General features: G+C 60.8%; 19 protein-coding genes. 10 read left to right on the top strand and 9 right to left on the bottom strand.

Annotated features, from left to right (window positions below):
• Positions 1–74: 74 nt before the first annotated feature.
• Positions 75–851, bottom strand: coding sequence for an enoyl-CoA hydratase (locus AB3X95_RS10810; protein ID WP_176365545.1), 777 nt, complete (start codon positions 849–851; stop codon positions 75–77).
• 200 nt (positions 852–1051) lie between these two features.
• On the opposite strand from AB3X95_RS10810, the gene AB3X95_RS10805 reads away from it, so the two are divergent.
• The 5 genes from AB3X95_RS10805 to AB3X95_RS10785 all read left to right on the top strand — a co-directional run bounded on the left by AB3X95_RS10805 (position 1052) and on the right by AB3X95_RS10785 (position 6249).
• On the top strand, positions 1052–1846 hold the full coding sequence (locus AB3X95_RS10805) for a crotonase/enoyl-CoA hydratase family protein (protein ID WP_184227985.1): 795 nt from the start codon (positions 1052–1054) through the stop codon (positions 1844–1846).
• 48 nt (positions 1847–1894) lie between these two features.
• Positions 1895–3136, top strand: a complete 1242-nt coding sequence (locus AB3X95_RS10800) for a CaiB/BaiF CoA-transferase family protein (protein ID WP_176122675.1) — start codon at positions 1895–1897, stop codon at positions 3134–3136.
• 168 nt (positions 3137–3304) lie between these two features.
• Positions 3305–4456 carry a Re/Si-specific NAD(P)(+) transhydrogenase subunit alpha gene (locus tag AB3X95_RS10795; protein ID WP_184227986.1) on the top strand — a complete coding sequence of 384 codons (1152 nt, stop codon included), beginning with the start codon at positions 3305–3307 and terminating at the stop codon, positions 4454–4456.
• Positions 4457–4473: 17 nt separating this feature from the next.
• A complete protein-coding gene (locus AB3X95_RS10790; protein ID WP_368621305.1) occupies positions 4474–4794 on the top strand; it encodes an NAD(P) transhydrogenase subunit alpha in 321 nt (106 codons plus the stop codon).
• Positions 4795–6249, top strand: coding sequence for an NAD(P)(+) transhydrogenase (Re/Si-specific) subunit beta (locus AB3X95_RS10785; RefSeq protein ID WP_368621304.1), 1455 nt, complete (start codon positions 4795–4797; stop codon positions 6247–6249).
• 731 nt (positions 6250–6980) lie between these two features.
• Here AB3X95_RS10785 and AB3X95_RS10780 read toward each other — a convergent pair.
• The gene (locus AB3X95_RS10780) at positions 6981–7829 is read right to left on the bottom strand and encodes an SDR family NAD(P)-dependent oxidoreductase (RefSeq protein WP_254905901.1); all 849 of its coding nucleotides are present in this window, start codon (positions 7827–7829) and stop codon (positions 6981–6983) included.
• 163 nt (positions 7830–7992) lie between these two features.
• On the opposite strand from AB3X95_RS10780, the gene AB3X95_RS10775 reads away from it, so the two are divergent.
• Positions 7993–8787: an IclR family transcriptional regulator gene (locus AB3X95_RS10775; RefSeq protein WP_176111329.1), complete on the top strand. Its 795-nt coding sequence runs from the start codon at positions 7993–7995 to the stop codon at positions 8785–8787.
• Between the two features lie 109 nt (positions 8788–8896).
• Here the strand turns inward: AB3X95_RS10775 and AB3X95_RS10770 are convergent, their stop codons facing one another.
• Entirely contained in the window at positions 8897–10318 is a 1422-nt protein-coding gene (locus AB3X95_RS10770) for an MFS transporter (RefSeq protein ID WP_368621303.1), read from the bottom strand.
• Between the two features lie 237 nt (positions 10319–10555).
• Between AB3X95_RS10770 and AB3X95_RS10765 the strand changes: the two genes are divergently transcribed.
• From AB3X95_RS10765 to AB3X95_RS10755, 3 genes are all read left to right on the top strand, one after another.
• Positions 10556–11752, top strand: a complete 1197-nt coding sequence (locus AB3X95_RS10765) for an amidohydrolase family protein (protein WP_176122672.1) — start codon at positions 10556–10558, stop codon at positions 11750–11752.
• A 135-nt stretch (positions 11753–11887) separates the two neighbouring features.
• A complete protein-coding gene (locus AB3X95_RS10760) occupies positions 11888–12682 on the top strand; it encodes an enoyl-CoA hydratase/isomerase family protein (protein ID WP_368621302.1) in 795 nt (264 codons plus the stop codon).
• Between the two features lie 60 nt (positions 12683–12742).
• A complete protein-coding gene (locus tag AB3X95_RS10755; protein ID WP_176122670.1) occupies positions 12743–13438 on the top strand; it encodes an SDR family NAD(P)-dependent oxidoreductase in 696 nt (231 codons plus the stop codon).
• Between the two features lie 71 nt (positions 13439–13509).
• Here the strand turns inward: AB3X95_RS10755 and AB3X95_RS10750 are convergent, their stop codons facing one another.
• The 3 genes from AB3X95_RS10750 to AB3X95_RS10740 all read right to left on the bottom strand — a co-directional run bounded on the left by AB3X95_RS10750 (position 13510) and on the right by AB3X95_RS10740 (position 15843).
• Positions 13510–13701: a hypothetical protein gene (locus AB3X95_RS10750; protein ID WP_176122669.1), complete on the bottom strand. Its 192-nt coding sequence runs from the start codon at positions 13699–13701 to the stop codon at positions 13510–13512.
• A 13-nt stretch (positions 13702–13714) separates the two neighbouring features.
• Entirely contained in the window at positions 13715–14557 is an 843-nt protein-coding gene (locus tag AB3X95_RS10745) for an SDR family NAD(P)-dependent oxidoreductase (protein WP_368621301.1), read from the bottom strand.
• A gap of 134 nt (positions 14558–14691) precedes the next feature.
• On the bottom strand, positions 14692–15843 hold the full coding sequence (locus AB3X95_RS10740; RefSeq protein WP_368621300.1) for an NADH:flavin oxidoreductase: 1152 nt from the start codon (positions 15841–15843) through the stop codon (positions 14692–14694).
• 109 nt (positions 15844–15952) lie between these two features.
• Between AB3X95_RS10740 and AB3X95_RS10735 the strand changes: the two genes are divergently transcribed.
• Positions 15953–16417: a PaaI family thioesterase gene (locus AB3X95_RS10735; protein ID WP_176365520.1), complete on the top strand. Its 465-nt coding sequence runs from the start codon at positions 15953–15955 to the stop codon at positions 16415–16417.
• Between the two features lie 34 nt (positions 16418–16451).
• Here the strand turns inward: AB3X95_RS10735 and AB3X95_RS10730 are convergent, their stop codons facing one another.
• The 3 genes from AB3X95_RS10730 to AB3X95_RS10720 form a co-directional block, all read right to left on the bottom strand.
• Positions 16452–17150: a TetR/AcrR family transcriptional regulator gene (locus tag AB3X95_RS10730; protein ID WP_254905900.1), complete on the bottom strand. Its 699-nt coding sequence runs from the start codon at positions 17148–17150 to the stop codon at positions 16452–16454.
• A 112-nt stretch (positions 17151–17262) separates the two neighbouring features.
• Positions 17263–18627 (bottom strand): hypothetical protein, encoded by a 1365-nt coding sequence (locus tag AB3X95_RS10725; RefSeq protein ID WP_368621299.1) that lies wholly within the window; start codon positions 18625–18627, stop codon positions 17263–17265.
• 31 nt (positions 18628–18658) lie between these two features.
• A complete protein-coding gene (locus tag AB3X95_RS10720; RefSeq protein WP_368621298.1) occupies positions 18659–19510 on the bottom strand; it encodes an oxidoreductase in 852 nt (283 codons plus the stop codon).
• Between the last annotated feature and the right edge of the window lie 10 nt (positions 19511–19520).

Here is a 19520-nt window from a genome sequence, read left to right as displayed (position 1 = left end):
TGCCAGAGCAATGCGCCTGACGCGCTGACCTGGCGTGCTCGGTTTGCCACGATGCGCGTGGCGTTCCTGGCGATTCAACAATCGCGAAACTGGGGTTTGCGCTTTTCGGCGAAGGCTGCCATGCCTTCCTTTCGATCTGCGGTGGCGAAGGTCGAATAGGCCATGCGCCGCTCGAACAGGATGCCTTCAGCGAGGCTGGATTCGTAGGCGCGGTTCACACACTCCTTCGCCATCGCCACGACGGGTTGCGAATATCGCGCGATTTCATCGGCCGTTTTCAGTGCTTCTTCGACGAGCGTGCCGACCGGCAGGATGCGGCTTACGAGGCCGCATCGTTCGGCCTCGACGGCGTCCATCTTGCGGCCGGTGAGGATCATCTCCATCGCCTTCGATTTGCCGAGCACGCGCGTGAGGCGTTGGGTGCCGCCAGCGCCGGGAATGGTCGCCAGCGTGATTTCGGGCAGGGCGAAACGGGCATTGTCGGCGGCGAGAATGAAGTCGCACATCATGGCCAGTTCGCAGCCTCCGCCCAACGCAAGACCCGCGACCGCCGCGATGACCGGCTTGCGGCAACGCGAGGTGCGTTCCCAGTTCGATGTGATGAACTGATTCTTGTAGACGTCCATGTACGTCCATTCGTTCATCATCTTGATGTCGGCTCCGGCGGCGAACGCCTTTTCGCTGCCGGTCAGCACGATCGAGCCGATGGCGGGATCGGCTTCAAAGTCGTCGAGTGCTGCCGTCAGCTCGTCCATCAGCTGGTTGTTCAGCGCGTTGTAGGCTTGCGGACGGTTCAGCCTGAGCAAGCCGGCTTTTCCGTGCGTTTCGACGATGATCGTCTCGTAGGCCATGGTTCTTCCTTGAGGGAATGAGGGGGAACGCTGCTCGCGCGTGGTTCGTGGGCCGCGGCGCGCCCTTCGGGTTACGTCAAAGCGTACCGCACGTTGCCAATTATTTGAACGACGTTTATGATTCTGAATGTGAGGCCCGGCTTTGTCAATTGAGCGCGAGGGCAGATTCACTAACGGGAAACACCGCGAGGAGACACTGCATGACTACTCGTCACGAGGACGGACAGATTCGCGTTGAGCAGCGCGGGAACCTGCTTTTGATGGGCATCGACCGGCCGGAAAAGCGCAACGGATTTACCCCGAAGATGTTCCGCGAACTGGCCATGGCTTACACGCAGCTCGAACAGAGCAGCGATATTTTTTGCGGGCTGGTCTACGCCGAAGGGGATCACTTTACGGCAGGGCTCGACATGCCGAAGATCGCGCCATTGCGCCGGGAAGGGAAATCCCTGCTTCCTGAAGGCGAGGTAGATCCGTTCAACTTGCGCGCGCCGCTGCGCACCAAGCCGGTCGTCATTGCGCTCAAGGGAATCTGTTTCACGGTTGCGGTCGAATTGATGCTCGCTTCGGAAGTGGCTGTGGCGGCCGATAACTGCCGTTTCTCCCAGCTTGAAGTCAAGCGGGGGATCATGGCAGGTTGTGGTGCGACGTTCCGCATGGTCCAGCGTGCCGGCTGGGGCAACGCGATGAAGGTACTACTTACTGGCGACGAATTCACCGCGCAAGAGGCGCGGCACATGAACTTCGTGCAGGATGTCGTGCCCGCGGGGCAGGAGTTCGACCGGGCGCTCGCGATCGCAGAGCGAATTGCGGCGCAGGCACCGCTAGCCGTGCAGGCCACGATGCAGAACGCGCGGGTTTCACTGGGACAAGGCTGGCAGGATGCTTACGCGACCATTCAGTCGACCCAGCAGTTTCTCTACAACACTGAAGATGCCAAGGAAGGAGTTCAGTCCTTCATCGAAAAACGTGCGGCGAAATTCGTCGGCCGCTGATGCATGGCTTCCGGCGCAGCCGGTGCGAATTCAAGGGGACAGTTTGTTATGACAAAAGGCGCGTTGGCGGGTGTTCGCGTACTCGACCTGAGCCGTATTCTCGCGGGGCCGTGGGGGGCTCAAATGCTGGCGGATCTCGGCGCCGAAGTCATCAAGGTCGAGCGTCCGGGAAAGGGCGACGATTCGCGGCAATTCGGCCCACCGTTCCTGATGGATCGGGACGGCAAGGTCACGCGCGAGTCGACGTTTTTTATCAGCGCGAACCGCGGCAAGAAGTCGATCACCTGCGATATCTCTACGCCTGAAGGCCAGGCGCTGATCCGCTCGCTGGCTGCGCAATGCGACGTGTTGCTCGAGAACTATAAGGTGGGCGACCTCAAGCGTTACGGGCTCGACTACGAGAGCCTCAAGCTGGTCAATCCGCGCCTGATCTACTGTTCGATAACCGGGTTCGGCCAGACCGGACCGTATAGCCCACGGCCGGGCTATGACTCGATTTTCCAGGCGATGGGTGGCTTGATGAGCGTGACCGGAAACGGTGACGACGTGCCCGGCGGCGGCCCTATGAAAACCGGGCCCAGTCTTGCCGACATCCTCTGTGGTCAGTATGCCGCTTCGGCGATCATCGCGGCCCTTTATCATCGCGACGCGGCGCAAGGCGGTACTGGCGAGGGGCAGTACATCGACCTGGCATTGCTGGATGCGATGATCGCTGCCACGTCGCACTATGCAAGCCAGTACCTCGTTTCCGGCCAGATTCCGATCCGGCGCGGTACCGAGGGCAATGGTGGCATGCCGTCCCGCATGTTTCGTTGCGCCGATCGCGACATCATGATCGTTGCCGGCAACAACGAGCAGTACACGCGAATGTGCAATGTTCTCGGGCATCCCGAGCTTGCTACTGATCCGCGATTCAGCGAGATCGCTCTGCGCGTGAAGAATCGTCGTGCACTGGGCGAAGTGTTCGAGCCGCTGATCGTCGAATGGCAGAGCGATGAACTGCTCGCGGCACTCGACGCCGCCGGAGTGCCGGCTGGACCGATCAACAATCTGGAACAGGTGTTCGCAGATCCGCATGTGCAGGCACGCGCGATGTGCGTGGAAGTCGCGCACCCGCTCACAGATCAGCCAGTTCGTATGGTGGCGAATCCGGTCAAGATGTCGGGCACGCCTATCGATTCGTACGGCGCGCCGCCGACGCTCGGCCAACATACGGACGACGTGCTGCGTGACGTGCTCGGTATGTCGCAGCCCGATATCGATGCTCTGCGCGAAAAGAAAGTTCTATAGAGCGCGGAAAAGCCTGTGAAGCGCATTCTTCGAGGGTGCGCTTTTTTTATGGATTACCCACCAGTTCCTTGAGGGGTGCATTGCGCCCGAAGATCGAATGGTTGCTGCCTCCCGCAGCAGGCCTCGTGGGTACGTTCATACCACGCATATGCAACCAGGAGTACTTTGATGCACATTGGAATCCCCGCGGAAACGCGGGCGAACGAAAGCCGTGTGGCCGCGACACCCGAAACAGTCAGGAAATACGTCGCCCAGGGGCACACGGTGACGATCCAGACCGGGGCGGGCATTGGCGCGAGCTATCCTGACGAGGCGTACATCGCCGTGGGCGCGCGGGTAGCCGACGCGGCTGCCGCCTTCGGCGCGGACCTCGTGCTCAAGGTTCAGTCGCCAACGCAGAGCGAATTGCCGTTCATGAAGCGGGGTTCGGTGCTCGTCGGCATGCTCGATCCCTTCAACGTCGACAATGCAACCACACTCGCCGCGGCTGGCGTCACCGCGTTCGCGCTCGAAGCCGCACCGCGCACGACGCGCGCACAGAGCCTCGATGTGCTGTCCTCGCAGGCCAATATCGCCGGGTACAAGGCGGTGCTCCTGGCTGCGAACCTTTATCCGCGCTTCATGCCGATGCTGATGACCGCCGCCGGCACCGTGAAGGCGGCGCGCGTGCTGATTCTTGGTGCGGGCGTGGCGGGTCTGCAGGCCATTGCCACGGCGCGGCGCCTTGGCGCGGTGATCGAAGCTTCCGATGTGCGCCCGGCGGTCAAGGAGCAGATCGAGTCTCTCGGCGGAAAATTTCTCGACGTACCGTTCGAAACCGATGAGGAACGCGAGGCGGCCCAAGGAGTGGGCGGCTACGCTCGCCCCATGCCACCTTCGTGGCTCGCGCGCCAGTCGGCGCTGGTGCATGAGCGCGCGAAGCAGGCCGACATAGTCATCTCGACCGCGCTGATTCCGGGCCGCGACGCGCCAACGCTGTTGCCATCGGAAACCGTGCAGGCAATGAAGCCGGGCTCGGTCGTGATCGACCTCGCCGCGGGACGCGGTCCGGTCGCCGAGCAGGCCACGGGACGGCGCGGCGGCAATTGCCCTCTCACCGAGGCCGACAAGGTCGTGACGCACCATGGCGTGCAGATCTGCGGCTACACGAACCTCGCTTCGATGGTCGCCGCCGATGCCTCCGCGCTCTACGCGCGCAATCTGCTCGACTTCCTGAAGCTGATCGTCACGAAGGAGGGCATCCTCAACATCGATCTCGCGGACGACATCGTCGCGGCTACGCTGCTGGCCCGTGACGGCCAGGTCACGCGCAAGGCATGACGAGAAGGAGAACAGGAATGGAAGTCATCAATCATACGGTCATCAATCTGATCATCTTCGTGCTAGCCGTCTACGTCGGCTATCACGTGGTCTGGAACGTCACGCCTGCTCTGCATACGCCGCTGATGGCCGTGACCAATGCGATTTCGGCGATCGTCATCGTCGGCGCGATGCTCGCAACGGGACTGACCGTGGGCGGGGCGGGCAAGTTCTTCGGCGCGTTCGCCGTGCTGCTCGCGGCCGTCAACGTGTTCGGCGGATTCCTCGTCACGCGGCGCATGCTGGAGATGTTCCGCAAGAAAGAGCCGAAGAAGCTCACCGGCAAGGAGGGTGCGTAAATGAGCATGAACCTCGTTACGCTGCTTTACCTGGTGGCGTCGGTCTGCTTCATCCAGGCGCTCAAGGGGCTGTCGAATCCGAGGAGCGCGCGCGCTGGCAATACCTTCGGCATGATCGGCATGGCGATCGCCATTCTCACCACCCTTGCGCTTATCGTGAAGGAGTCCGCGCAGTTCGGCTCGAATCTCGGGCTCGGGCTTGCGTTGCTTTTCACGGCGCTCGTGGTGGGCGGCGGTCTTGGCGCGTATGTCGCCGCGCGCGTCGAGATGACGAAGATGCCCGAACTGGTCGCGGCGATGCACTCGCTGATCGGTCTTGCTGCTGTTTGCATTGCGTACGCGGTAGTTTCCGATCCCGCCGCGTTCGGGCTCGTTGCAGAAGATGCGCCGTATCCGGGCTTCCTGCCATACGGCAACCGTATCGAGCTTTTCATCGGCACTTTCGTGGGGGCGATCACTTTTAGCGGCTCGGTGATCGCGTTCGGCAAGCTGTCGGGCAAGTACAAGTTCCGGCTGTTTCAGGGTGCGCCGGTCGTCTACGGCGGCCAGCATCTGATCAACCTGATGCTCGCGCTCGCGATGCTCGGCTTCGGCGTGCTGTTCTTCCTCACGCAGTCGTGGCTGCCGTTCATCATCATGACGATCATCGCGTTCGTGCTCGGCGTGCTGATCATCATTCCGATCGGTGGTGCGGACATGCCGGTGGTCGTGTCGATGCTGAACTCGTACTCGGGTTGGGCGGCGGCGGGTATCGGCTTCTCGCTGAACAACGCGATGCTGATCATCGCGGGTTCGCTCGTGGGCTCTTCCGGCGCGATTCTGTCGTACATCATGTGCCACGCGATGAACCGCTCGTTCTTCAGCGTGCTGCTTGGCGGCTTCGGCGGCGAGGCTGGCTCAGCGGCAGCGGCTGGCGCGCAGGAGCAGCGTCCGGTAAAAGCGGGCTCCGCCGATGATGCGGCGTTCATGCTGGGCAACGCCGAGAGTGTCGTGATCGTACCGGGCTACGGGCTGGCCGTGGCGCGCGCGCAGCATGCGCTGAAGGAGCTGACCGACAAGCTCGTCGAAAAGGGCGTGGACGTGCGCTATGCGATTCACCCCGTGGCGGGCCGCATGCCCGGTCACATGAACGTGCTGCTCGCCGAAGCCGAGGTGCCCTACGACCTCGTGTTCGAAATGGAGGACATCAACAATGAATTCGGCCAGACCGACGTAGTGCTGGTGCTCGGCGCGAACGACGTGGTGAATCCGGCCGCGAAGAACGATCCGAAGTCGCCGATCGCGGGCATGCCGATCATCGAGGCGTACAAGGCGCGCACGATCATCGTGAACAAGCGCTCGATGGCCGCCGGTTATGCGGGCCTCGACAACGAGCTCTTCTACAAGGACAAGACGATGATGGTGTTCGGCGACGCGAAGAAGGTAATCGAAGACATGGTAAAAAATTGCAGCTAGGGGGCGAGTCATGACGACCGGGACAGGCAACAGTCACATCGCAAGTACAGACCAGTCAGCAGTAGGAAAAATCGACTCGGGCAGGGAGGGCCGGGACATCTCGCGACCGCATCAAGGTTCGGACGCTGCCGGACGAGGCGGGAAGTCACCGCCGTGGGCTTGGGGCAACTGCCGCAGCGAATTCGACTGGATGGACGTGCACTTGCCGTTCTTCACGTCGGAATGGTTTTAAGAACCTTCTTAACAGACGGTTCGAAACCGCACTCTCCGCGATCGGCCTCCAACTTCTAGCGCGACGCGGGGCAGCCGGCCCTGCGTTGCCCTGGAGGGCCGGCTCAGTGGTCTTCTCGCGCGTCGCTCTCTCGCGATGCGCATCCAACTCGACGTTTTCCCACAAGCCGTTGATTGTTTTTGCGGGCGACGGTGAGCCTTGGAGTCTGCACGTGCAAACGCTCCTGCGTGGACGAACACATCCTAAACCAGAGCGATGAAAAAAACGCCTTGGCTCGGTGTCCCGCAGCCAAGGCCAAACTCCACACGCTCTCGCGAAGTGTGTGAGAGGAGAAGTCGTCCCTGATCACTCTTCGATTTTGGTGTTAGGTGCCGGGCGCAAAATCATTTCTCGGATCGAAGTTCGCGATAATGCAACGATCTTTTTAGTTAGATCATTTCTTAATCTATCGAAATGCAACTGTTCGTTTCATATATTGTACTACGTTCAAAAAGACGCACTAAAGCATTGACTGCCCGCCGTCCACACTGATAGTCTGCCCTGTTATGAAATTAGCGTCGTCACTGCACAGAAATGCAACTGTTCGTCCAATATCGCGCTGAGGATCGCCGAAGCGCCCAACTGCAATTTCAGAGAGATAGCGAGTGCGTTCCTGGGGATTGGCCTCGAGGTAGGCTTCTGCAGCAGGCGTTAGCGCTGCCGGGCAAATGACATTGACGGTAATGCCATAGGCGCCCCATTCGCGCGCCGCGACGCGCGAGAGACCACGAATGCCCTCCTTGGTTGCGGCGTACGCGCCGAACCCCTTGAGACCTTCGATGCCGGTGCGCGAACCGAAGTTGATGATGGCGCCGCGGCCTCGCGACTTCATCTGCGGCAATACGGCTTGCATGAAATACAGCGTACCGTATAGGCCCGACTCGAGCGTATTACTCCAGTCATCGTCGGTAACAGACTCAACTGGTACACCCGGGCTGCTGCTTTGTGCATTGTTGATAAGCGCGTCTACACGTCCGAACCGCTCGACGGCAAGCTCGACTGTCCGAACGGCGTCGGCGCGATTGCGCGTATCACCGGGCACCACGAGCACTCGTGAGCCATGGGCGGTCAATTCCTCGGCAGCCTGCGTGAGTTTGGCCTCCGTACGGCCAGTCAGGACCAGGCTCGCTCCTTCGGCGGCAAGTGCGCGGGCAATACCGAGTCCGAGGCCTTGCCCACCTCCGGTCACGATGGCGACCTTTTCTGCCAGTTTTTTCGTGTGCATGTGTGAGTCCGAAAGTGATGGTGAATGGTGTTGTTCGGCGTGCAAGCGCACCTCGAGGATGTTCCGGAAAGTGATGCCCGTCATTCCAATTTTATGAACGTCGTTCAAATATATCGTAACAAGAGAGCGGGGGCGCCCTGGCGTATTCCCGAATTCGGATGGCGCAAAAGTGTGCCACATTGCGATCGTTGTAAAACTATGTGAATAGTTCCCGTATAATCGATACAGTCAATTCATGGGGAAAATCATGTTGAAAGAGACCTCGGCGCCGGCGGACCGGGACGTCAGCGGGCCGCGCTCGCTGACCCGACTCCTCGGAATTTTCGATGTTCTGGCGAAGTCTCCGGACGGTATGTCGCTGGCAGAACTGAACGTCGCCCTCGAGTCACCCAAGAGCAGCCTGCTCAATCTGCTGAGGCCTCTAGTGGCGGAAGGGTTCTTGATGCACGACGCAGGCCGCTATCGTTTAGGGCCGTCGATCTTCCGGTTGTCCGCGGGTGTGATGGCCGCGTGGAACTTCTCGAAGATGCTGCGCCCGTTCCTGGTGGATCTCTCGAAGAGCACCAATGAAACCGTGTATATCGGTGTCCTTGACGCCGAGCACAAAGAGATCACCTATGTCGACGTGATCGAAAGCGAGCAATCGGTGCGCTATTCAATGCACATCGGTCTGCGTCGCCCGCTCTATTGCACGGCTGCGGGACGCGTACTGCTGGCCCACGCACCGGACGCTTTCGTTACCGATTACATGAAGTCGGTCAAGTTCGAGCGCCGCACGCCGCAAACGATCGCAACGAAGAAGGCGCTGCGTGACGAACTCGATCATATTCTCCAAAGCGGCCTGTCGGTGAGTCGCGGCGAACTGCTGCCGGATTCCGCCGGTGTGTCGTCGCCGATCTTCGGGCCGAATGGCAATGTGATCGCGGCGATGGCGATTGGTGCGCCGCTCGAGCGCTTCGACCGCGAACGTCATCGACTCGAAGAGAACATGATCAGAGTCGCTCAGCGGGCGTCCGCGTTGGGGCAAGCAGAAGAGGAGTGACTAGCCGGGCGGTCGGCTGCGCGGTGAAGCGCGTGCTTCACCGCGCAGCGGGCGTGGCGCAGTTTGAGATGCGTTGCACCTAAGCCCAACGCATCGATCGAAACGACAATCAGTTGGTACGACGCTTCGGCAGCATGGAAGCGATCAGCAGTCCGGCAATCGAACTGCAGGCAATGTAGACGAATACCGAAACATAGCCGCTATCGGCGGGAAACGATGCACCGCTGTGTCCGGCCGTCGCGCTGCGCAGTAGTGAAAAGACCGCCTGGGCGCCTACCGCGAAGAAACACGAGAAGAACACGTAGAGCATGCCCGTTGCCTCGCCTGTCTGATGTGCAGGCGTCGTTTCCACGATCTGGTTGTACAGCGCAGTGCTCGTAAAGGCGAGGCCGAACGAGCACAGCACCGCACCTGGCACGAAGAGCAGCAGGCTGCGATGAAGCACGATCAGTGAGGCCCAGGCCAGGGCCAGTATGAGCATGCCGATCATGGCAGCGGGGCGGGCCTTGTAGCGGGCCGCAACACGACCGCTCCACGGGCTTGCGACCAGCGCGACGATGTTGATGCTAAACATCAGCAGTCCAGCCGTCGTTGCGCTCAGCCCGAATCCGGCGTGCGTGCCGGCAGGTTGCTGGGCGAGCAGCGAGAAAACCTGTCCCAACTGCATGGCGCCAGCCGCGAGGAATGCCATGCATGCATTCGCCAATACGACTTCGCGCATTTTCAGCAGACGTACGTTGAGGAGCGGATGACGGGCTCCGAGTTGATGGCGTGCCCAGAGTCCGAGCACGATCATCCCGCCAACGATCAATGCCCATAGCCGCACATCGCCGAGTCCCCACGCGCGGATTTCCTGCACTGCGAACAGGATGGCACACAGTGCTGGAGCGAACGCAAGGCCTCGAATGTAGTCGATCCGGACGCCGGGATTCGGCGGAGACGGCGGTGCCCACGTGCGTACGGCTGCGACGGCGACGACGCACAGCGCGACTTTGAACCAGAAGCCGCCCTGCCACGAATAGTGATCCACGACGACGCCCGCGCAGATGTAAATCAGCCCCGCCGATACCATTCCCGCGGCACTGATCAATCCGACCGCGGCAGGCACCCTGGCGGGTGGCAGGTTCTCACGAACCAACCCGATTGAGAGCGGCGTGATGCCTGCCGCGATCGATTGCATCGCACAACCCGCGACGAGTATGCCGACGTCGGTCGCGCACGCCGCGACGACTGCGCCGACCGCAGCGACAGACATCACCACCAGCAGGATTCTGCGGTAGCCCAACAGGTCACCGAGTCGCCCACTCACCGCTGCAAAGACGGCCGAGCCGAGCCAGTATGCGGTCACGGTCCAGCTCACTGAGTTCGACGCAGGAAAGGCCTTGTAGAGCGTGACCAGTACCGTATAGATGACGGTGATGCCAGACGAAGCCGCTACCGCGGCAAGCAGGATCGCGATCGGGAACCCACGTGGTGGTCGCGCTACGCGTTGCGCTCGGTGTGCCTGCGGGGAGAGTACTTCTGCTTGCATGAACGTCTCCGGTTGCATGTATCGTTTCGATTATACTTATATACGAACACTGTTCGCATTGATGTTTTTGTACGAGCGATCGACGCAGGCGACAAGGATGGTGAGGGCGCTGCCCGATATCAAATCGATATCGACGCTTTTGAGTTCGATATGAGAGTTTTTCGGTCGATGGCTTGACCCGATACTTCTCTCAAGGGCGCTCGTTCAGCAGCGCTCCCCACGATCAGGAGATAGAACATGCAAGCGTATCAAGGGAAGATCTACGACGCGGACACGCACTTCTACGAAGTCGAGGACGCATTCAGCCGTTACTTGCCCGAGCAGTTCAAGAAGGACTGGTCGTTTACCAGCCGCGTGACGGCAGACGGCAATCGCTGCATGTATGTCGGTGACCGCAAGGTGGAAATCAGCGAGGGCTACACCTCGGCCGAGGGGCACGTGCCGCCGCCGGGCAAGCTGCATGAATGGTTGCGCGCGATGAAGGAAGGCAAGGATAACGTCGATATGCGGGTGCCCCCGACCCCGGACATGTTCAACCGCGACGCGCGTTTGCAGAAGATGGACCAATTCGGCGTCGAGGCCTGCACGATGTACATCGGCGAAATGGTCGCGTGTATTTCGTATCTCAACGAGCCGGTCGCGGCCAACGCGGTTCTGCATGCGTACAACCGCTGGATGCTCGAAGACTGGGGTTTCAACTACAAGGATCGCATCTACACAACGCCGGTCGTCACGCTCGACGATCTCGATGCCGCTGTCGCCGAGGCCAAGTGGCTCGTGGCGAACGGCGTGCGCGTGGTCCTGATGCCGATGGGGCCGTTCAATGGCCGTGCGCCGGCGGACCCGTACTTCGATCCGTTCTGGTCGATCCTGAACGAGGCTGGCGTGCGCGTGACGTTCCATGTGTCAGAAGCGATCTACATGAAGGATCACATGGCGGTGTGGGGCGAGCCGGTGCAGCAGTCGCGCCAGCGTCAGACCGCCTTCGTCTGGATGCACGGCTACGGCGAGCGTCCCGTGATCGAGACGCTGTCGTCGTTCATCTTCTATAACTTCTTCGAGCGTTTCCCGCGCGTCAAGCTGTGCAGCGCGGAAAACGGCGCGGAATGGGTGCCGTCGATGCTCGTCAAAATGGACAAGTGCCGCGGGATGGCGAAGAATGGTTACTGGCCGTGCGGTCAGTTGAAGAAACGCCCGAGTCAGATCTTCAAGGAAAACGTCTTCGTGGTCGCGTATCCGGAGGACAACATCGCCCAGATCATCGCTCAAACGGATTCGTCGGACTTCCTGTTGATGGGCTCCGACTATCCGCACGCGGAAGGGGTGCCGGAACCGAAGGACTTTGCGTCGGAAGCATGCAATGCGCTGTCCGAAGAAGACACGCGCAAGATCATGTACGACAACGGTCGCAGGTTCATTCCGCTGCACGTGTGACCGCTTTTGCGCTGGGCGCCGGGTGTGCGCTGGTCGACGTCATGCATTCGCGCCGCAGCGCGAATGCAGCGTTCGTCGACGGCGGCAGACTGTCCTGCCGTCCCGCCGGATTTCTTCATTGTGAATAGGTTAGCCATGAATATTTCGGACTATAAGGCGTTGTTGCTCGAACGCGATGGCGGCATCCTGACCGTCACGCTCAACCGCCCTGAAACGTTGAACGCGTTCGACGAGCAGATGGACATCGAGATGTCGCGGCTTTTTCTCGATGTCGCCGAGGATGATGAAACCCGGGTCGTCGTGTTGACGGGCGCGGGGCGCGCTTTTAGCGCGGGTGGCGATATCGAGCACATGCAGCAGGTCATCGACAACCCGACGCTGTTTCTCGAAGGCATGCAGCGCGCGAAGAAAATTGTCTTCTCGATGCTCGATTGTCCGAAGCCGGTCATCGCAAAGATCAACGGTCATGCAATTGGCCTCGGCGCGACGATCGCGCTATTCTCGGATCTGAGCTACGCGGCCAATCACGCGAAGATCGGTGATCCGCACGTGAAAGTCGGCTTCGTGGCGGGCGATGGCGGCGCGGTGATCTGGCCGCAGCTGGTGGGCTATGCGAAGGCCAAGGAATACCTGTTGACGGGCGACCTCGTCACCGCGGAAGAGGCAGCACGACTGGGTCTCATCAATCATGCGGTGTCGGCCGACGAACTGGATGCCGTTGTCGACGCCATGGCGAGGCGTCTCGCCAACGGCGCTTCACGCGCGATCCAGTGGACCAAGGCGTCGATCAACATCGGCCTGAAGCAGCTTGCGCATTCCATTCTCGACGCGTCGATTGCATACGAGGCGTTGTCGAACCTGACGGAAGACCATCAAGAGGCGGTCAACGCGTTTCGCGAGAAACGCGAGCCGGTGTTCAAGGGACGTTGAGCTTTTTACTGCGTCCGGCTTTAGCGATGTGGGCGGCGGGCGCGGCCAGGGAGATCTGACATGCAACGGGTAGTGGCGGTAACGGGTGGATTCGGCGCGCTTGGGCGCACGGTTGGTCGCGTGTTTGCTGAGAATGGCTGGGAGGTTGCGCTGATCGACAAGGCGCCTGCGCCAGAGAACTCGAGCGCGGAGCAATTGCACGCTTCGTGGTGGCGAGGCGGCGTCGAGCTAACTGATCTCGATTCGGCGCGCTCGGCGATCTCGGATCTCGTCGAGCAGCTTGGCAAGCTCGATGCGCTTGTCAACATAGCGGGGGGCTTTCGCTGGGAGACGTTGGCGGACGGCAGTCTGGACACGTGGGATCTGATGTACCAAATGAACGTGCGCACGGCAGCGACCGCGTCGAAAGCCGCGCTCGACTATATTGCCAACAGTGCGGAAGGCGGACGCATCATCAATATCGGAGCCGGCGCTGCACTGAAGGCGGGCGCGGGCATGGGAGCGTATACGGCTTCGAAGTCGGGGGTGATGCGTTTGACCGAGGCGCTGGCCGAGGAACTCAAGGGCAGCTCCGTTACCGTCAACGCTATCTTGCCAGGCATCATCGATACGCCGCAAAACCGCAAGGATATGCCGGACGCCGACTTTTCCCGTTGGGTGCGCGCTGAAGAAATCGCCAGCGTGATTCTCTTTCTCGCGTCGGGTGCCGCGTCGGGGGTAACCGGGGCGTTGATTCCGGTGACCGGGCGCACGTAAAAAAACCGCAAGCGATGGTCCAGCGGGCAGTCAGGCGAGATGTCCCGAGCGTTTTCTGTCTCGCTGGATGGTCAAACAGGCCACACCAAATGCAGTTCAAGCATACCGTTGACTAGTCCGCTGCTGGCGACGGCCTTCTTCGCCGGATCGAGGCGGACCTCCGGGATGGCCCTGGTCCACTCCTCGACCATGATCGCCACTTCGCTGCGCGCAAGGGCCGGCGCCCGGGCAGGTGGTGTACGCCTTTCGCGGCGTTCGCTCATCCAGCCTTGAAACTCAGTTTATCGATCTGACTTGGCCGCCATCGACACGATAGTTGGCCCCGGTCATGTAACCGGATAGGGGACTGGCCAGCAGGGCGATCATGCGGCCAATATCCTCCGGCTCGCCGAACTTGCCGGCCGAATTGACGAAGATCTGGGAAGTAAAGCGGCGCTCCACCTCTGCCCAGTCATCGACATCCCAACCCTGCTTCAGTGCGAGATCGGTAAATGTACTTTTGACCGCAGGCGACATGATGATGCCGGGCGTCACGGTGTTGACCGTGATCCCCGTCGCGGCGAGTGTCTTGGCAAGCGATGCGCTCATGTTGACCATCGCCGCCTTGATGGCCTGATATTCGGCAAGATCCGGCTCCACTTGTGTGGCGGCCGCGCTTCCGATATTGATGATGCGCCCGAAGCCGCGCTCCTTCATTCCTGGAACGAGCTTCTGGATAAGCCTGACGGCCGCGCCGACATTCTGCTCGAAGGTCCAGAGCCAATCGGTCCAAGCCGTCTCGAGCCAGGCTGGATTCATCGCACCACCTTTGCCGTCCATACGATGCGAGCTGGCACGGCCGCCGGCGTTGTTCACCAGGATGTCAACTCCGCCGAGCCGCTCGATGATCTGATCCGCGACGCCGTTGCAAGCCGCCTCATCGGATAAGTCACCCACGACATAAGAAACCTTGCCTCCGGCAGTCGTGATTGCTTCTGCCACGTTCCGGCAACGTCCTTCATTGCGGCCCTGCACGACCACGACGGCGCCCTCGCGAGCCAGGACTTTTGCGATGCCTTCGCCAATTCCAGAGTTGCTGCCGGTGACCAGTGCGCGCTTGCCTCCAAGCTGCAGATCCATTGTCAGTTTCTCCCGCTCATAGAAAATGTCGTCATCGTGTCGCCGCTTGCACCGAAGCGGCGATCTCGGCCGCCGTGGGATTGCGCCGTAGCGTGAGTCCGCCAGTGACATGAGGGCAGTGCGAACAATGCACTTTAAGTTAGTCGTGCGAGCGACTCGTTGCTGAATCCGAGGAACGGCTCGCCAAGCCGCGCGCGCCGCGCCCAGTTTGGATCATGCAGAAGCGAGCGTCCTACGCCAACAAGATCGAATTCGCCGCGCGAAAAGCGATCGAGCAGAGGGGTGAGATCGGGCTGCGCGGAGGTCTCGTCCCCGGCCATCGAATCGTAGTACCCCTTGTTAATGCCGATTCCACCAACGGCCATCGAAAGCCTGCCGGTTACCTTCTTCACCCAACCAGCGAGATTCATTTCTGAGCCCGGGAATTCCGCCCGATTGAAGTACCGGGTGCTCGCCTCGAAGATGTCGACGCCCGCGTCCGCGAGCGGCGCGAGGATCTTTTCAAGCTCGTGCGGATCGTTGGCGAGACGCGCGCGGAAATCCTGCTGTTTCCACTGGGAGAAGCGGAACGTGATCGGCATCGTGGCGCCGATCGCTTCGCGGATCGCGCGAACGACTTCGGTGGCGAAGCGGCTGCGCGCTGCCAGATCTTTGCCCCATTGATCCGTGCGCTGATTGGTTTCGGCCCACAGAAACGCGTCGATCAGATAGCCGTGACCTCCGTGAATCGCGATTCCATCGAAGCCCGCGGCCTTCGCATAGCGGGCGCTTCGACCATAGGCCGCAATGACGTCCGCGATCTCGGTGTCGGTCATCGGGCGAGTTGGCGTCATGACCCGCTCCATGTAGCCTGCGTTCAGCGATGTCGTTCGTCCCGCCGGTCCCCACAATCCGGAGGGGCGCAGCGGTGCCGCAGCCGGGAAGGGGCCCGTATTCGCTTCCTTCATCGGACCCATGTGCCACAACTGAGGAAAGATGATGCCGCCACTTGCATGCACTTCGTCCGTCACGCGGCGCCAGGCGGTAACGGATTCGTCGTCGACCAGCACCGGGATCGAATTTTCGCCTAATCCCGCTTCGCCAAGTGCTGCCGGATGATCGACACCAACGCCTTCCGTGATGATGAGACCTGTCTCGCCCTGCGCACGGCGCTTGTAGTAGGACGCGACGTCACTGCCAGGCAGTCCATTGGGTGAAAAGCCCCGGGTCATGGGTGACATGACGATACGGTTGGCAAGCGTGACGCCCCGTACGGTGAGGGGCGTAAAGAGCGATCCGATATCCATGTTCGTTCATATAATTGACTTTCGTGCGGATAATGATACGCTATCTTTGATTGAGGAAGAAAGAAAATCTGCCGCCGTGTTACATCCGGCGTCGAAGAGGAGAATTGCATTGGAGCAAACAGACGCACTGGCCGTCTTCTGCGGGCAAGCAGATGACGAAGGGCCCATTCCAGAGGGATTTGCGTTGATGCCGGCGTTTGGGCCCTTCCATCAGATGTTCGGACCAACATACTTTCGTAAGACCGAGCGCGGACACGTGATTGGGATGTATGTCCGCGAGGCGCATCGCAACCTCGGTCAGATGATGCACGGCGGCGCGGTTTGCATGCTCGCTGATACGGCCATTACATGGGCGAGCAAGCATTCGCGTGAGCCGGCGGTGAAGGTGTTGACGACGAGCTTGACCGTCAACTTCATGGGCAACGCTGAGCCCGGCGATTGGGTCGAAGCTCGTGTCGACGTTTTGCGTTCGGGAAGGCGAGTGATTTTCTCGGACTGTCAAATCTGGGCGAATGCAAAGTGCATTGCCCAGGCGTCGGGGCAGTTCCAGGTGATGGGGGCGTTTGACAACTAGTCCTTCGCGGGACTAGAGAATGTAGCGCCCCACGTTACGGCATTGATCTGCCCCGAACCTTATCCAGAGTCGCTCGATATTTCCACGCCGTCAACACGAACCGATGAATGCGTTCGGCCCGGCGTTTGCGTTCTGCACGCGTGGTTTGTATCGCAAGGTGGACTTCGGGCGCGCCGGTGACCAACGTCAGCAGATCGCGCGCCGAGTTCGCAGGGTCGTCGATCTCGATCACTCCGCTGGCCGCGGCGGATTCGAGCGCGCTGGCGAGGGGCGCCAGCATCGTAGCTGTGTATTGCAGAAATTGTTTCGCGATGTCCGGGAAGCGCATCGCTTCGCCGATCACCAGTCGGGAAGTGTGCATGCTGTCCGGTGTCGCCATGTGCTCGACGAGCGCGTCGATGAGGGCTGCCAGGTTCGTCGAAAAATCGCGGCCCGGCTCGACATGCTGTGAAATCTTGCCGCGCAAATCAGCCATTCCGCGCCAGACGATGGCGCGAAACAACTCTTCCTTGGTTCCGAACTGACGGTAAATCGTCGTCTTGCTGACGCCCGCGATCGACGCGATTTCTTCGACTCTGGCGGCGCCGAAACCTTCTCTCATGAAGACCGATTTGGCGGCATCGAGGAGGCTCTCGCGCATCTGGAGCGCATCGTCGTGGGTGGGCCGGCCGGCCGTTCGCTGTTTGCCCGCGGCAGCGAGCCGCGAAGCTCCGTCCGGAGCAAGAACTGCCATAGGTTTGAACATCGGTGAGTGTTTTATGACGGATACAGGCCGCCAGTATACTCACGTGTCCCGGGGGGCGCCACTGACGGCGCCCCTCGGTTCCAAGGTCAGTGCGCGAGGCTCAAACGTTGATCATGCCGCGTACATACGACTCCATCGTACCTGCGCACGAAAGTTTGTCTTCGCCTTCTTCGAGATCCGCATACCGGCCGACCTGCCTGACTAGCGGTCCCCGCAGTCCGTCGGTGTTGCCGGTCGGCGAAAAGTCGACGGTGACCTTGTCGCCGGTAATGAAACCGCCCCAGTATCCTTCGGCCAGCAGATCGAAGAATGCGAACCGCCCTTCGACGACACCCTGACCATCGGAAGGATTCAGCAGGTGCTCACCCGATTTGTCGAGAACGAACGGAACGATCCACGGGCAGATAGCGTAGCCCTGCGCAACGTCCGACCACGGACCGGTGCCGATCATCTCGGTCATGCCATAGCTGTTCTGAACGTTCTCCGGCCGGATACCGTAAAAGCGGATGACCTGCTCGCGGTAGTCGGCGGGCGCGGCGGTGCCTTTCAATCCGCCTCCGGCCGTGATCACCGTGTCGGGGTGGCAGATTCCATCCGCTATCCCGCGCTGGCGGGCGCGCTCCACGAGAGTCCAGTGCAACGACCAGTTGCCCTGCACGAGCACGGGCACTTCCCGGCGCGCCGTAAGCTTGTCGAGAAACCGGTCGATCATCGCGCCTGTGTGTCGCTGGCGTGCCACCGCCTGCTCCTGGAATGCCGCGACTTCACTGGGCTTGGCGGAGCCATCGGCCATTGCACGACGCATGCGGCCCATCGAGATCGTTGAAGATGCGAGCACCGGGTCGTCGAACATCAAGGTGCTTTCGGCGCCGAGTCGCTTTGCTGCGTTCAGTACCGGCTCAATATGCCGATGCGCCCCGCCCGGCGGCATCATCAGGAATACCGGGCGTTTGCCGAAGTCTCTTTGGATCAATGCGTTGCCGTACACGCCCAGCTTCACGCAGGACTCGGTGACATTGTCGAGGTCGGCTCGCGTCTGGCTGACGAAGCTGCACTTGCCGGACGTGCCGCTCGAGCTGAACACGTGATGACCTGCGTCGCGCAATCGATCCATCCACGCGTCGACGTTATCCACGCCGTTGACCTCGACGTCACCAACGCGTTTGCTCGATAGTGTCTGCAGCCAGACGGACAGATGCTTCCAGCGGCCGTTGTCGATGAACTGCTCAGGGTAGCTCTTGTAGATTTGATGCGCGAACAGCAGCGGCACCATGTCTGCGTGACGGTTGACGTCTGCGATGCCGACATCGTCCGCTCTGCGGCGCAGCAGCTTGATCTGCTCGCGGCGCTCGGCGAAGCGCTCTTTCATGGCTGCGAGCTGAAGCTCACGGAGATTCTCGGGGTGATTGCGGAAAGGGTCGCTGTCGCCACGAAGCATTGCGTAGAACGGGTCCAGAGCGGACATGTTGTCTCCTCTGCAGGAAATTGCTGCGATTTTATTGATCGAAATTGGTGGAACTCGAGACTTCAAGCCATGTTTCGAGGTTGTCCTGTACCGATGCGAGCTTTTTGCGGACGACGTCGACGGCGTCGGGACCGAGCGGCAGACGCAGCGGCGGCGCGTCTGCCGACACCGCGCGGACGATGGCCTCGGCGGCCTTCGCGGGATCGCCCGCCTGGGTGCCGTGGTAGCTGCTCATATATCGGCGCATTTGCCCCACTGTCTCCGAGTAGTCGGGCAATTCGTTCTCGCTCCACTTCAGCGATCCACCCGCGAAGTTCGTGCGGAAACCGCCCGGCTCGACGAGGGTCACGCCAATGCCAAACGGGTGGAGTTCCTGAGCCAACGATTCTGAAAGCCCTTCGACCGCGTGCTTCGACGCGCAATAGAAACTGCAGCCAGCGATGCCGATCACGCCGGCGACCGACGAGAAATTCACGATATGGCCGCGCTTACGTGCGCGAAAGTGGGGCAGCACCGCTCGTATCACATTGACCGTGCCAAAGACGTTGGTATCGAATAGTTGCCGCGCCTGCGCGTCGGAAACCTCTTCGAGTGCGCCAAACAGGCCATAGCCGGCATTGTTGACGAGTATGTCGATAGCGCCAGTGCGCTCGAGCGCCTGCCCAACGGCGCCTGGTACCGCCGCCGCGTCGGTGACGTCGAGGAGCAGGCCGTGCGCGCGGCCGGGCGCAAGATTTTCAAAGGAGGCGATTTGCGTTTCATTGCGTACAGTGCCGACCACTTTGTCGCCGCGAGCGAGGACTGCCTCGGCCAGGGAGCGGCCGAAGCCGGACGAAACACCGGTGATAAACCACACGGCCGGATTTGTCGTTTGTCGTGTCATCGTTGAGTAG

Source organism: Paraburkholderia sp. BR13444 (assembly GCF_040948755.1).
Classification (GTDB): Bacteria; Pseudomonadota; Gammaproteobacteria; order Burkholderiales; family Burkholderiaceae; genus Paraburkholderia; species Paraburkholderia youngii.
Note: the sequence above shows the minus strand (reverse complement) of the source record. Positions and strands in the feature narration are given on the sequence as shown.

What these genes read in the sequence shown, in the direction of transcription:
- AB3X95_RS10805 (WP_184227985.1), top strand. Translation starts at nt 1,052, where the DNA reads ATGACTACTCGTCACGAGGACGGACAGATTCGCGTTGAGCAGCGCGGG.
- AB3X95_RS10780 (WP_254905901.1), bottom strand. Translation starts at nt 7,829, where the DNA reads ATGACGGGCATCACTTTCCGGAACATCCTCGAGGTGCGCTTGCACGCC.
- AB3X95_RS10790 (WP_368621305.1), top strand. Translation starts at nt 4,474, where the DNA reads ATGGAAGTCATCAATCATACGGTCATCAATCTGATCATCTTCGTGCTA.
- AB3X95_RS10745 (WP_368621301.1), bottom strand. Translation starts at nt 14,557, where the DNA reads ATGGATCTGCAGCTTGGAGGCAAGCGCGCACTGGTCACCGGCAGCAAC.
- AB3X95_RS10810 (WP_176365545.1), bottom strand. Translation starts at nt 851, where the DNA reads ATGGCCTACGAGACGATCATCGTCGAAACGCACGGAAAAGCCGGCTTG.
- AB3X95_RS10785 (WP_368621304.1), top strand. Translation starts at nt 4,795, where the DNA reads ATGAGCATGAACCTCGTTACGCTGCTTTACCTGGTGGCGTCGGTCTGC.
- AB3X95_RS10765 (WP_176122672.1), top strand. Translation starts at nt 10,556, where the DNA reads ATGCAAGCGTATCAAGGGAAGATCTACGACGCGGACACGCACTTCTAC.
- AB3X95_RS10770 (WP_368621303.1), bottom strand. Translation starts at nt 10,318, where the DNA reads ATGCAAGCAGAAGTACTCTCCCCGCAGGCACACCGAGCGCAACGCGTA.
- AB3X95_RS10725 (WP_368621299.1), bottom strand. Translation starts at nt 18,627, where the DNA reads ATGTCCGCTCTGGACCCGTTCTACGCAATGCTTCGTGGCGACAGCGAC.
- AB3X95_RS10795 (WP_184227986.1), top strand. Translation starts at nt 3,305, where the DNA reads ATGCACATTGGAATCCCCGCGGAAACGCGGGCGAACGAAAGCCGTGTG.
- AB3X95_RS10775 (WP_176111329.1), top strand. Translation starts at nt 7,993, where the DNA reads ATGTTGAAAGAGACCTCGGCGCCGGCGGACCGGGACGTCAGCGGGCCG.
- AB3X95_RS10760 (WP_368621302.1), top strand. Translation starts at nt 11,888, where the DNA reads ATGAATATTTCGGACTATAAGGCGTTGTTGCTCGAACGCGATGGCGGC.
- AB3X95_RS10730 (WP_254905900.1), bottom strand. Translation starts at nt 17,150, where the DNA reads ATGGCAGTTCTTGCTCCGGACGGAGCTTCGCGGCTCGCTGCCGCGGGC.
- AB3X95_RS10740 (WP_368621300.1), bottom strand. Translation starts at nt 15,843, where the DNA reads ATGGATATCGGATCGCTCTTTACGCCCCTCACCGTACGGGGCGTCACG.
- AB3X95_RS10755 (WP_176122670.1), top strand. Translation starts at nt 12,743, where the DNA reads ATGCAACGGGTAGTGGCGGTAACGGGTGGATTCGGCGCGCTTGGGCGC.
- AB3X95_RS10750 (WP_176122669.1), bottom strand. Translation starts at nt 13,701, where the DNA reads ATGAGCGAACGCCGCGAAAGGCGTACACCACCTGCCCGGGCGCCGGCC.
- AB3X95_RS10800 (WP_176122675.1), top strand. Translation starts at nt 1,895, where the DNA reads ATGACAAAAGGCGCGTTGGCGGGTGTTCGCGTACTCGACCTGAGCCGT.
- AB3X95_RS10720 (WP_368621298.1), bottom strand. Translation starts at nt 19,510, where the DNA reads ATGACACGACAAACGACAAATCCGGCCGTGTGGTTTATCACCGGTGTT.